Here is a 12,129-nt window from a genome sequence, read left to right on the forward strand (position 1 = left end):
CTCAGACCTCGTAGGGCTGGACGACGATGAAGTTGCCGGGCGCGCCCCGGAACTGGAGGTTCACGGTCTCGCCGCTGTGTCCGGGGTACGCGTTGCGGCGCAGCCGGACCTGGCTGGAGATGATCACCTGGGAGGCGGACGACCACGCCACCACGGCGTTGCAGTCGGCGAAGGTGGTCGGGGTGACCGGCAGGACGACGGGAACACCGTGCGTCTTGACGACGAGCGTGCCGGTGCCCTGGAACTGCATGGTGAACAGGGCACCGCCGGGGATGCCGTGGCCCTCGATGCGGCGGACCTCGTACTGGAGCGACTCGTCGAAGGCGAGCACGTTCTCGGCGGAGACGCAGACACCGTCGCCCTGGAGCTCGATGGAGTGCAGATGGGCGCCTTCCTCGGCCAGGAAGACCTGGCCGCGGCCGGTACAGCGCATGAGCTGCATCTCCTGGCCGGTGGCGTTCCCCACCATGCGGCCGGCGAAACCCGCGCCCTTGTAACTGAAGTCGACCTTGCCCTGGTACATCACCATGCTGCCCTGCCGGGCGAGCACTCCCGTACCGCCCATGGTCAGGTCGACCCGCATGAGCTGCTGGTTCTGCGGGGTCCAGCGCTGTCCGGTCGCGGTCTCCTTGTAGGGCTGGAGCGCGGCCTGAAGACCGGCTCCGGCGGCCTGCGGAACACCGCCGGGCATGCCCTGCCCGCCCGGCGGCATGCCGGGAGGCTGCTGCCCGTACGGGGACGGGGCCTGCTGTCCGTAGGGCGCGGGCGCCTGGCCGGGGACCTGCCCGAACTGCTGCTGGGGCTGGTGCGGCTGCTGCCCGAAGTGCTGCTGCGGCGCCTGGCCGGGCTGCCCGTACGGGGCCGGCGCGGGCGGCGGGGGCACGGTGCCGCCGGGCGGGGTCATCGGGGCGACGATCGTCGGTGCGGCGTGCATCTGCTGCTGCGGGGTCGGCGCCGGGCCGGGGGCGGGCGGCGGGGTCCCGAAGGACGGCGCGGGCTGCGGGGCCTGGGGTGCCTGCGGGGCTGCCGGGGCGCCGAAGGCCGGGGCGGCCTGCGCGGGCGGGGCGAACGACGGGGCGGCGCCCTGCGGCGGCGCGGCGGCGGGCGTCTCCTCGGCGACCTCGCCGCCGAAGTTCTTCAGCAGCGCCTCCAGGCCGCCGTCGAAGCCCTGGCCGACCGCGGCGAAGCGCCAGACGTCCTTGAGGTAGAAGTCGCCCAGCATGACGGCGCGCTCGGTGCTGAATTCCGAGCCGTTGAACGCGTACCTGACGACTTCCTCGCCGCCCGCGACGATCCGGATGTATCCGGGACCGACCTGCGACATCTGCCCGGCACCGTCCACGGTCGCGGTGAACGACAGCTTGTGGATGTTCGCCGGAATGCGGTCCAGGGTGACGCGGAACGACTCGGTGTCACCGGACTGGGCTCCGAGGAGCTGAATGGACTCCTCGGGGGATTTCGGCTGATTGAAGAAGATGAAATACCGGTCGTCGGAGAGCTGCTCATTGGCATCGAGGCCGAAGCAGCTGATGTCAAAGCTCAGCCCCGGGCCGGCGATCTGCACCCCTACGTACAGGTCCGTCCCCGGCGTGAGATCGCTGATCTTGGCCTTGTGACCGCGTTGGAATTCCCTGGCCATGCGTAACGACCGTCCCCCATCCGGAAGGTGAATGCGTCGCGTCAGGCTATCCGCAAACTCCGGCATTGGGCGAAGCCGGTACAGACCCGGTACAGAAACACCCGACCCCGCTCACCCGGCGCCACCACCAGTCACTCGCCGCGTGCGGCGGGCAGATGCGGCAGCCGGTCGGCGGCCACCACACCCTCCAGATAGCCGCGGGCCCGCTCGGTACGGGGATAGGCGTCCAACAGCCGCCAGAACCGCGGCCCGTGCCCGGGCACCAGGAGGTGGGCGAGCTCGTGGACGAGCACATAGTCCACGACGTACTCCGGCATGCCCTGCAACCGGTGCGACAGCCGGATGCTGCCCTCGGACGGAGTGCACGAGCCCCATCGGGTGTTCTGGTTGGTCACCCACCGCACGGAGGCGGGCCTGGCCCGGCCCTCGAAGTACTGGGCGGACAGGCGCTCCGCCCGCTCGGCGAGCTCGGTGTCGCCGAGGACGCGCCTGCTCTCCTGGGCGGCGAGCTTGTCGAGCATCACGTCCACCCAGCGCCGCTCCTCGGCCTCGGACATCCGGGCGGGGATGAGCACGATCGTGCGGTCGCCCTCGCGGTAGGCGGAGACCGTTCTGCTGCGGCGGGCGCTTCTGCGGACCTCGACGGCGCTCGTGGCCGGGGCCCGGCGGGCAGGGTTCGCACCGCGCCGGCGGGGTCCGGCGCCGGGCACGGCAGGCTCCCCGGCGGAGCCGGGCGACGGGTCGGCGGGCACGGCTCGACGTTACCCGCTGTGTGCGGGGGAAGTCCCGCCTCCGGAACGGTTCTCCATGATCGGCTCCACGCCTTGCACCATTTGAACGACTAATACCCACGCCTGTGGATAACTTTCCGCACGTCTCGGCGGTCCGCTGCATTCTGGCAAAGGAACACGCACAGCGAAGTCACAGACACACAGCCGTGGACACACAGACCGGGGGAAGCCGTGCATCCGATGTTGAAGCCAGCACTGCGCCGCGCTTGGCGGGGCGGGGACACCGTGCAATTCGGAGTGACACCCGCACATGCCGTGAAGGTCGGCCCGATGGATATCGCGACGGGCTGTTTCATGGAACTGCTCGACGGCACCAGAGGCATGCCGCTCCTCCGCGAACAGGCCAGGGCGATGGACTTGAACGAGCGCCATGTGGACACCCTGGTGACGCGATTGGTGGACGCCGGACTCGTGGACGACGTACGGGCGGGCGGCCCGGCGGCGGACGCTCTGCGGACCAGGTCCGAGGTCCTGGAGCGGCACCGCCCCGACCTGGCCTCGCTCTCCGTCGTGCATCCCGAGCCCGGCGGAGGGATGCGCAGACTCGCGGCCCGCCGCTCGATGCGTGTGCAGGTCCGGGGCGCGGGCAGGGTCGGCGCGACCGTCGCGGCGGTGCTCTCCGGAGCGGGGGTCGGCCGGGTGGAGGTCATGGACGGCGGGTGCACGGAGCCGGGCGACGTGTCCCCGGGCGGGCTGCCCGCCTCCGCCGTCGGGGAGCGCAGGGACATGGCGGCCCGGCAGCTGGTCCGCCGCTCCGCTCCCGGCCCGGGGCCCCGGGCGCCCGGGGCGGCGGGCTGCGGTCCGGCCGGGCGTGAGCCGGGGCTGTCCCTCATCGTGGTCGCCCCGCGCGACGGACTCTCGGCGTACGTCCCCGATCCGGGCACCGCCGAGCCGTGGATCTCCTCGGGGACACCTCACCTGTACGCGGGGGTGATGGAGGCCACCGGGTTCGTCGGGCCCCTGGTCCTGCCCGGCGGCACGGCCTGCGCAGGCTGCCTCCAGCTGCACCGGCGGGACCGGGATCCGCAGTGGCCGCGCATGCTGGCGCAGTGGCAGTCCGGGCGGCGCGGCGCCGCGCAGGCGTGCGACCTGGGCCTGGCGACGGCGGTGGCGGGGCTCGCGGCGGCGCATGCGCTGGCCTTCCTGGACGGCGAGCTGCCCGTGAGCACCGGTGCGCGGTGGGAGGCGGCGCTGCCGCTGTTGGACTGGAGGTCGGAACGGATCGGGGCGCACCTCGACTGTTCCTGTGGCGCCGCCGGTCACACTGAGGGGGTCCGCGCCTCCGGAGCCGGCACGGCGCACGACACAATGGCCGGGTAGCCGCCGCCCGCAGCGCGGCAGTCTGGGAATTGGAGGGGCATATGTCTGATCTTCCCCGGAAGGCGGTCACCCGTACCGCCAAGCTGGCCGCGCTGCCGTTGGGTTTCGCCGGCCGTGCGACGTGGGGGCTGGGCAAGCGCATCGGCGGGAAGTCGGCGGAGCTGGTGGCTCGCGAGGTCCAGCAGCGCACCGCCGACCAGCTCTTCAAGGTCCTCGGGGAGCTGAAGGGCGGGGCGATGAAGCTCGGCCAGGCCCTGTCCGTCTTCGAGTCCGCGCTGCCCGAGGAGGTCGCGGGGCCGTATCGCGCGGCGCTCACCAAACTCCAGGAGGCCGCCCCGCCCATGCCGAGCGGCACGGTGCACGCGGTCCTGGCGGAGCGGCTCGGCGAGGACTGGCGGGAGCTGTTCCTGACGTTCGAGGACAAGCCGGCGGCCGCGGCGTCGATCGGCCAGGTGCACCGGGCGGTGTGGCACGACGGCCGGGACGTGGCCGTGAAGGTGCAGTACCCGGGCGCGGGCGAGGCGCTGCTCTCGGACCTGACCCAGCTCAGCCGGTTCGCGCGGCTGCTGGGCCCGCTGGTTCCGGGCATGGACATCAAGCCGCTGATCACGGAGATGCGCGACCGGGTCTCCGAGGAGCTGGACTACGAGCAGGAGGCGCGGTCCCAGCAGGCGCATGCCGAGGAGTTCGCGGACGATCCCGATGTCGTGGTCCCGGAGGTGGTCCACCAGTCGGCGCAGGTGCTGGTCACCGAGTGGATGGACGGTGTTCCGCTGGCCGAGGTGATCGCCGATGGCACGGCCGGGCAGCGCGACCGGGCCGGCCAGCTGCTCGCGAGGTTCCTCTTCTCGGGTCCCGCGCGCACGGGCCTGCTCCACGCCGACCCGCACCCGGGCAACTTCCGGCTGCTGCCCCCGGACCCGGGCGCGACCGGCGAGGAGGGTGACGAGGGTGCGGACGCAGCCCCATGGCGGCTGGGGGTGCTGGACTTCGGGACGGTGGACCGGCTGCCGGGCGGGCTGCCGCAGACCATCGGGGACGCGTTGCGGCTGACGCTGGGGGGCGACGCGGACGCGGTCTACGAGATGCTGCGGGCGGAGGGGTTCGTCAAGGACTCGATCGACCTGGAGCCGGACGCGGTGCTGGACTACCTGCTGCCGATCATCGAGCCGGCCGAGGTGGAGGAGTTCACGTTCAGCCGGAGCTGGATGCGTCATCAGGCGGCCCGGATAGCGGATCCGCGCTCCCCGGCCCATCAGTTGGGCAAGCAGTTGAATCTGCCGCCGTCGTACTTGCTGATACACCGGGTAACGCTGAGCACGATCGGGGTGCTGTGCCAGCTCGGCGCCACGGTCCGCCTCCGCGACGAACTCGAATCCTGGCTCCCGGGGTTCCTGCCGGTGGAAGACGTGGAGGGCGTGGAGGGCGTGGAGGACTTGGAGGACGTGGAGTACTTGGAAGACCCGGAGGTCCCGGAGGACGTGGAGGTCCTGGACTCCGAGGGCCAGGACGCTGAGCACGTGCCGCCGGCGCCGAGGTCCGCCGAGACGGTGGACGCCGGCTAGCCGGGCGGGGGCGGGCCCGCCCCCGCCCCGACCCCGAAACGCCCCCGGGGCCGGTCCGTTGGACGGATCGGCCCCGGGGTGGGGTGCTGCTGCGCGGGTGGCGCCGGGAGGCGCGGGCCGCCGGGCGCAGAGAGCGGCTGCGTCCGGGCGGGGCCTCCGTGGCCGGCCGGGGCCGGTCAGTGCATGACGGCCATGGCCAGCGCGCGACGGGCGCGCATCGAGGCGCGCTCGGCGCGGCGCTGCATCCGCCGGGCGGAGATCAGGCGCACGGCCTGACGGTCCGCGTCGGCTTCGCGCAGGCGGTCGTGCATATGCGCACGGGCCAGGGCTTCTGGGATGAGTTGCATTTCGCGGGTCCTGTTCTGACGCGAGTCGTTCGCGCCGATGATCGTGACGTCTGGGGTCGCGGAGCCGGCGGGCTCGGACGTGGGGGTGGGGATGGTCATTGGAGCCTGGTTTCGGGGATCGTGGGTCAGGGGACGGTCGATGGTTCCGATGCGCTTCATGGGCTTGGGGGCCGGGAACCCCACGGCGGTCACGCTGCGACCGGGTTCTTGCGCGGGCGGCCACGCGGCCGCTTCCGGGCGACGACGACGCCCTGGATGAAGAGCTCGCCACCCCAGACGCCCCACGGCTCGCGGCGCTCCTTGGCGCCGGCGAGACACGCCTCGACCAGCGGGCAGGTGCGGCAGAGGGACTTCGCGTACTCGACGTCGGCCGGCGACTCGGCGAAGAAGACCTCCGGGTCGTAGGCGCGGCAGGGGACGGGTACGCCGAGGTTCTCGATGGCGTCGTCGAGCGCGGTGAGCGCGGTGAGGGGGGTCAAGGTGGAGTCCTCCGTGAGGCCGGGCGGGGAGATCGTGTCGGAAGGCGGTACGGACGGGGCGTGCGCTTCGAGTTGCACGGTGGTGGTGTCCTCGTCTGGTCGTTTCCGGCCTGTTGGCCGGGGGCGGCTGGTACCAGGTCCTGCTTGTCCCGAGGCCCCTTCTCCTTGTCTCGCCCGTGGAGGCAAAACAAAAGGGCCGCGGATCCCGAGTGGGGTTCCGCGGCCCTGAAGGCGCCGGCCTGATGCTGGATCAGGCTGGATCACTCCAGGGTTCAGGCCCACGGAAGGCCCACATCGTGTGGTGGTGCTTCGTCTGCTCGGTGACGCCGGCTTCCGCTCCCGCACCGACGGCCGCAAAGGCATAGGCCGGGGCCTGTCCCTTCGCTACTGCTGCTGCCGGTGCCTGGGTCGGTCGCTCATTGCGCTCCCGCACGGGAAGGCCGGCCAGGGACATCGGAATGACGGCGGAGACGCCGGACACACCGGTGGCGCGCAGGGAGGACTTCGGGGCACGGGCGAGAAGGCCGAGCGAGCAGGCGGAGACGACCGAGAGATCGGTCATTTTGTTGGTCTCGATGATGCTGATCACTTCAATCGCCTCCTCTCGGCGTCTCGGGGGGACCGGCGGGCCGGTCCTGCGTATTCGGATAAGTACAGCACGGAGCCAGGGCTTCAGAGAAGCCGCTGTTTCCGTGGTTAAGAACCTATGGTGATGACTGGGGCGGGCGCAAACTATTTTTGCGACGAGTTTTTCTCACATCTCGCCGGCGCCCTCCGCCTCGCCCTCGGACCCGTCGCCACCTGCGCAGATGTCCAGAACGGCGGCGCCGAAGCGGCCCAGCTTCCGCGCGCCGACCCCTGGGATCCCGGCCAGTTCGCCCTCGGTGCCGGGCACCGCCTCCGCGATGGCCATCAGCGTCCGGTCGGTGAACACGCAGTAGGCGGGCTGGCCGATCTCCCGCGCCCGGCCCGCCCGCCAGTCGTGCAGCCGCTCGTACAGCGCCTCGTCCATGTCGGACGGGCAGTCGTCGCAACGCATCAGCTTCATCTCGCCGGCGTCCGTCAGGGTCTTGCCGCAGACCCGGCACCGGGCCGGCGTCCGGGCCTTCCGCCTGGCCGCCGGCCGCCCCTCGCCGCCGGAGCCGCCCGCCCCGCCCGCGCCGCTCCGGAAGCCGTCGCCGGCCCAGACGCCGCCCGGGCCGGCCGCCGCCGCGCTCCGGGCGCCGGGGCCCGTGGAGCCGGGGCGGAGTCCGTTCAGGAAGCGGGTCGGCCGGCGTCCGGGCCGGCCACCGGGCGACCGGGAGAGCGACCAGGACAGGGCGAGGTGGAAGCGGGCCCGGGTGACGCCGACGTACAGCAGCCGGCGCTCCTCCTCGATCTGCTCCGGCGTCTTGGCGTAGGTGATCGGCATCATGCCCTCGGTCAGCCCGACCAGGAACACCGCGTCCCACTCCAGGCCCTTCGCGGAGTGCAGCGAGGCCAGGGTGACGCCTTGGACCGTGGGCGCGTGCTGGGCGGCGGCCCGCTCGTCCAGCTCCGCGACCAGGTCGGAGAGCGTCGCCCCCGGGTGGGCCCGCTCGAAGTCCTCGGCGAGCCGGACGAGGGCGGCCAGGGACTCCCAGCGGTCGCGCGCCGCGCCGGACCCGGCGGGCGGCTCGCTGCGCCAGCCCTTGGTCGAGAGCACCGCGCGCACCTCGGCGGGCAGGTCGTCCGCGTGGTCCAGGAGCGAGTCGTTGCCCCCCGCACGGGCCGCCCCGCGCAGGGCCACGCCCGCCTCGCGGACCTCCGCGCGCTCGAAGAACCGCTCGGCGCCCCGGAGCTGGTAGGGCACGCCCGCGTCCGCGAGGGCCTGCTCGTACACCTCGGACTGGGCGTTCACCCGGTAGAGCACCGCGATCTCGCCGGCCGGGACGCCCGCCGCGATCAGGTCGCGGATGCGGCGGGCGGTGCCCTCGGCCTCGGCGGGCTCGTCCGCGTACTCCACGAAGGCGGGCTCGGGGCCGCGCTCCCGCTGCGAGATCAGGTCGAGGCGGCTCTCGGCGGCCCGGCCGGTGGCCTGCGAGAGCAGCCCGTTGGCCAGATGGACCACCTGTGGGGTGGAGCGGTAGTCCCGGACCAGCTTGACGACGGTCGCGCCGGGGTGGCGGGTGCGGAAGTTGAGCAGGTGGTCCGGGGTGGCCCCGGTGAACGAGTAGATCGTCTGCCCGGCGTCGCCGACGACGCAGAGGCTGTCCCGGTCGCCCAGCCAGAGGTCGAGCAGCCGCTGCTGGAGCGGGCTCACGTCCTGGTACTCGTCCACGACGAAGTGCTGGTACTGGCGGCGGACGTGGGAGGCGATGTCGTGCCGGTCCTGGAGGATGCCGACGGTGAGGAGCAGCACGTCCTCGAAGTCGATCACCGTGCGCTCGCGCTTCAGCTCCTCGTAGGTCTCGTAGACCTTGGCGATCTCGGCCGGGTCGCGCGGGGCGTCGCGCTGGGCCTTGGCGACCACCGCCGGGTAGTCCGCGGGGACGGTCTGGGTGACCTTGGCCCACTCGATCTCGCTCGTGACGTCGCGCAGCTCGTTGCGGTCGAGCCGCAGGCCGCTGCGGGCCGCCGCCTCGGCCACCAACTGGACCTTGCGCTCAAGGAGCCGGGGCAGCTCGCCACCGACTGCTTTCGGCCAGAAGTACTGGAGCTGGCGCAGGGCCGCCGAGTGGAACGTGCGCGCCTGCACCCCGCCCGCGCCCAGCTGGCGGAGCCGGCCGCGCATCTCGCCCGCCGCCCGGTTGGTGAAGGTGACGGCCAGGACGCTCGACGGCTGGAGTATCCCCGCGCGCACCCCGTAGGCGATGCGGTGCGTGATGGCCCGCGTCTTGCCCGTACCGGCTCCGGCCAGCACGCACACCGGGCCCCGCAGGGCCATGGCCACCTCGCGCTGCTCGGGGTCGAGCCCTTCGAGGACGGCGTCCGCGGTGTCCGGGACCCGGGGGAAGAGGGTGGAGTGCGTTGCTGATGTCACCCCGCCATGCTGCCAGGTCGCACGGGACGCGTGCGGTGGTTGTCCACAGGGGTGAGGTATCCGTCGTACTAACGCGGCAGCGGTCCGCGCAGAGGTCCGGTGCCCGCCCCCGCAAGGGCCCCGGGGGTGGGAATGGCGGCCGGGTCGCATACGTTCACCTGGCGTGCGGCAACGCACACCCCGGCCCCGTGTGACGTACCAGACGCGTGGGCGCCCGTCCTGGCGTGACGGGATGTGCCGGGACCGAAGAGACAAGAGGAGCGCGAAGACATGCCGGGCACTGTGACGATGTACAGCACCACCTGGTGCGGCTACTGCCGTCGGCTGAAGGGGCAGATGGACCGCGAGGGCATCGCCTACACCGAGATCAACATCGAGCAGGACCCGGAGTCGGCCGCCTTCGTCGAGAAGGCCAATGGCGGAAACCAGACGGTCCCGACCGTGCTCGTGGTCCCCGAGAACGGCGGCGGGGACGTCGTGATGACGAACCCGAGCCTGGCCCAGGTCAAGCAGGCCCTCGGCTCCTGATCCCCGGACTCGCCGCCCCCTCCGGTCCCGTACCGGCGGGGGCGGTGTCGTGTCCGGGCCCGGTCAGACGCCCGCGCGCACCGGCTTCGGGAGCGGCTTGCCGTACCAGAGCTCGATCAGCCGGGAGGCGATCGAGATGCCGAACGGGGGCAGGATCTCGCCCGACTCGAAGGCGGCGGTCAGCTCCTCGCGGGAGAACCAGCGCGCCTCCTCGATCTCCTCGCCGTCCACGTTGATGTCGAACGTCGTGGCGCGGGCCATGAAGCCCAGCATCAGGCTGGACGGGAACGGCCAGGGCTGGCTGGCGACGTACTCGACCTCGCCGACCGTGATGCCGGCCTCCTCGAAGACCTCGCGGGCCACGGACTGCTCGATCGACTCGCCCGGCTCCACGAACCCGGCGAGCGTCGAGAAGCGGCCCTCGGGCCAGTGCACCTGGCGGCCGAGCAGCGCCCGGTCCTGGTCGTCCGTGACGAGCATGATGACCGCCGGGTCGGTGCGCGGGTAGTGCTCGGCGCCGCACGCCTGGCAGCGGCGGATGTGGCCGGCCGCCGCGATCACCGTGCGCTCGCCGCAGCGGGAGCAGAAACGGTGCAGCCGCTGCCAGTTCTCCAGGGCCACCGCGTGCACCATCAGGGCGGCGTCGCGCGGGCCGAGCAGCATCCCCGCCTCGCGCAGCCCCGCCGGACGGGCCGACTGGTCCATGCGGCCGGGCAGGGTGTCCTTCTGGAGGGCGAAGTAGCTGACGCCGTCCGCGTCGGTGCCCAGGAAGTAGCGGTGGGTCTCGGTGACGGGTGCCTCGAAGGCGGGCGTCATCACGAGTTCGGTGCCGTCGTCGGTGTCGTCGATCAGCACCTGGCCCCCGGAGACGACGAAGACCCGGGTCGTCGGGTGGCTCCACGCGGCGGACAGCCACGCCTCGTCAAGGCGGTGGTGCGCGGCGCGGTCGATGCCGCTGGGCGCGGTCAGACCGATGGGCCGGTCCGTGGTGGCGTTGTCGAAGGTGCTCACAGGTGCTTCCTACTCCCCCGGGATGGATCGGGCGTTCAGAGAATTCAGCGGAGGGCGGCCGCCAGGTCGCTCCAGAGGTGGGCGGCGGTCTCGACGCCCTTGAGGAGGAGGTCCAGTTCGACCTTCTCGTCGGGGGCGTGCCAGCCGTCGGACGGTACGGAGATGCCGAGGAAGAGGACGGGCGCGCCGAGCACGTCCTGGAGGTCGGCGGCGGGTCCCGAGCCCCCTTCGCGGGTGAAGAGGACCTTTTGGCCGAAGGCCCGGCCCATGGCGCGGGCCACGGCCTGGAGCGCCGGGTGGTCCAGGGGCGTCAGGCAGGGCCGGGTGGCGGGGAGGAAGGTGATCCGGTGGCCGATCCCGGCCGGGACGCGGGCCTCGGCCCAGACCCGTACGGCCTTCTCGACGTGCTCGGGGTCCTGGCCCGCCACCAGGCGGAAGCTGATCTTCGCGCGGGCGGACGAGGGGATGATCGTCTTGCTTCCGGCGCCTTGATAGCCGCCGCCGATGCCGTTGACCTCGGCGGTCGGGCGGGCCCAGATCCGCTCCAGCGTCGAATACCCGGCCTCTCCGGAGGCGGCCCGGGACCTGGCGGTGTGCAGCCAGTCGGCCTCGTCGAACGGCAGCTCGGCGAAGAGAGCGCGCTCCGTCGCGGTGAGCTCGGCCACGCCGTCGTAGAAGCCGGGGACCGCGACCTTCCCGTCCGCGTCGTGGAGCGCGGCGACCAGGCGGGCGATCTCGGTGGCCGGGTTGGGGACGGCGCCGCCGAAGGAGCCGGAGTGGATGTCCTGGCCGGGGCCGTGGAACTCGATCTCGCACTCGGCGAGGCCACGCATGCCGGTGCAGACGGTCGGCGTGGTCTCGTTCCACATGCCGGTGTCCGAGACGATCACCGCGTCGGCGGCGAGGCGGCCGGCGTGCCGCTCGACCAGGTCCCGGAAGTGCGGGGAGCCGGACTCCTCCTCGCCCTCCACGATCAGCTTCAGGTGCACGGCGGGGGCGGTGCGGCCGGTGGCGGCGAGATGGGCCCGGACGCCGAGGGTGTGGAAGAACACCTGCCCCTTGTCGTCGGCCGCGCCGCGTCCGTACATCCGGCCGTCCCGGATCACCGGCTCGAACGGCTCGGTGCTCCAGCCGTCCTCGCGGGCGGCGGGCTGGACGTCGTGGTGTCCGTACACCAGGACCGTGGGCGCCGACGGGTCGTCGGAGGGCCACTCGGCGAAGACGGCGGGTGCGCCGTCGGTCTCCCAGACCTCGGTGACCGGGAATCCGGTCTCCTTCAGCTTGGCCGACAGCCACTCGGCGCTGCGCCGTACGTCGCCCTCGTGCTCCGGCTGAGCGGATACGGAGGGGATGCGCAGCCACGCGGCGAGGTCGTCGAGGAAGGCCGCGCGGTGCTGCTCGGTGTACGTGCGGACGGCGCTGTCCGGGGTGTCGCTCATGACCTTCAG

The 12,129-nt window shown here is 72.5% G+C and carries 11 protein-coding genes; 3 read left to right on the forward strand and 8 right to left on the reverse strand.

Features of this window, described 5'->3' with window-relative positions; all coding sequences use genetic code 11:
* Position 1 precedes the first annotated feature (1 nt).
* Positions 2-1,639, reverse strand: coding sequence for a TerD family protein (locus ACIQZN_RS25705; RefSeq protein ID WP_403998287.1), 1,638 nt, complete (start codon positions 1,637-1,639; stop codon positions 2-4).
* 131 nt (positions 1,640-1,770) lie between these two features.
* The gene (locus tag ACIQZN_RS25710) at positions 1,771-2,391 is read right to left on the reverse strand and encodes a M48 family metallopeptidase (RefSeq protein ID WP_073862912.1); all 621 of its coding nucleotides are present in this window, start codon (positions 2,389-2,391) and stop codon (positions 1,771-1,773) included.
* Positions 2,392-2,601: 210 nt separating this feature from the next.
* Between ACIQZN_RS25710 and ACIQZN_RS25715 the strand changes: the two genes are divergently transcribed.
* Positions 2,602-3,750: a ThiF family adenylyltransferase gene (locus ACIQZN_RS25715; protein ID WP_403998291.1), complete on the forward strand. Its 1,149-nt coding sequence runs from the start codon at positions 2,602-2,604 to the stop codon at positions 3,748-3,750.
* A 41-nt stretch (positions 3,751-3,791) separates the two neighbouring features.
* A complete protein-coding gene (locus ACIQZN_RS25720) occupies positions 3,792-5,315 on the forward strand; it encodes an ABC1 kinase family protein (RefSeq protein ID WP_403998294.1) in 1,524 nt (507 codons plus the stop codon).
* Positions 5,316-5,491: 176 nt separating this feature from the next.
* Here the strand turns inward: ACIQZN_RS25720 and ACIQZN_RS25725 are convergent, their stop codons facing one another.
* From ACIQZN_RS25725 to ACIQZN_RS25740, 4 genes are all read right to left on the reverse strand, one after another.
* Positions 5,492-5,821, reverse strand: a complete 330-nt coding sequence (locus ACIQZN_RS25725) for a hypothetical protein (protein WP_073964864.1) — start codon at positions 5,819-5,821, stop codon at positions 5,492-5,494.
* Positions 5,822-5,850: 29 nt separating this feature from the next.
* The gene (locus tag ACIQZN_RS25730) at positions 5,851-6,219 is read right to left on the reverse strand and encodes a WhiB family transcriptional regulator (RefSeq protein WP_018105532.1); all 369 of its coding nucleotides are present in this window, start codon (positions 6,217-6,219) and stop codon (positions 5,851-5,853) included.
* Between the two features lie 172 nt (positions 6,220-6,391).
* Positions 6,392-6,730, reverse strand: a complete 339-nt coding sequence (locus tag ACIQZN_RS25735) for a hypothetical protein (RefSeq protein ID WP_018105531.1) — start codon at positions 6,728-6,730, stop codon at positions 6,392-6,394.
* Between the two features lie 165 nt (positions 6,731-6,895).
* The gene (locus tag ACIQZN_RS25740; protein ID WP_403998298.1) at positions 6,896-9,142 is read right to left on the reverse strand and encodes an ATP-dependent DNA helicase UvrD2; all 2,247 of its coding nucleotides are present in this window, start codon (positions 9,140-9,142) and stop codon (positions 6,896-6,898) included.
* 270 nt (positions 9,143-9,412) lie between these two features.
* Here ACIQZN_RS25740 and ACIQZN_RS25745 point away from each other — a divergent pair, with 270 nt between their 5' ends.
* A complete protein-coding gene (locus tag ACIQZN_RS25745) occupies positions 9,413-9,670 on the forward strand; it encodes a mycoredoxin (protein WP_403998301.1) in 258 nt (85 codons plus the stop codon).
* Between the two features lie 63 nt (positions 9,671-9,733).
* On the opposite strand, the gene nudC is transcribed toward ACIQZN_RS25745, so the two are convergent.
* Together nudC and ACIQZN_RS25755 are read right to left on the reverse strand one after the other, a co-directional pair.
* On the reverse strand, positions 9,734-10,681 hold the full coding sequence (gene nudC, locus ACIQZN_RS25750) for an NAD(+) diphosphatase (protein ID WP_403998304.1): 948 nt from the start codon (positions 10,679-10,681) through the stop codon (positions 9,734-9,736).
* 44 nt (positions 10,682-10,725) lie between these two features.
* Positions 10,726-12,120 carry a dipeptidase gene (locus ACIQZN_RS25755; protein ID WP_403998307.1) on the reverse strand — a complete coding sequence of 465 codons (1,395 nt, stop codon included), beginning with the start codon at positions 12,118-12,120 and terminating at the stop codon, positions 10,726-10,728.
* Positions 12,121-12,129 lie beyond the last annotated feature (9 nt).

The sequence above is a fragment of the Streptomyces sp. NPDC097595 genome, assembly GCF_044761525.1.
GTDB lineage: Bacteria > Actinomycetota > Actinomycetes > Streptomycetales > Streptomycetaceae > Streptomyces > Streptomyces drozdowiczii_A.

Coding starts and splice junctions, on each gene's coding strand:
- ACIQZN_RS25755 (WP_403998307.1), bottom strand. CDS start 12,120: ATGAGCGACACCCCGGACAGCGCCGTCCGCACGTACACCGAGCAGCAC.
- ACIQZN_RS25725 (WP_073964864.1), bottom strand. CDS start 5,821: ATGAAGCGCATCGGAACCATCGACCGTCCCCTGACCCACGATCCCCGA.
- ACIQZN_RS25705 (WP_403998287.1), bottom strand. CDS start 1,639: ATGGCCAGGGAATTCCAACGCGGTCACAAGGCCAAGATCAGCGATCTC.
- ACIQZN_RS25720 (WP_403998294.1), top strand. CDS start 3,792: ATGTCTGATCTTCCCCGGAAGGCGGTCACCCGTACCGCCAAGCTGGCC.
- ACIQZN_RS25745 (WP_403998301.1), top strand. CDS start 9,413: ATGCCGGGCACTGTGACGATGTACAGCACCACCTGGTGCGGCTACTGC.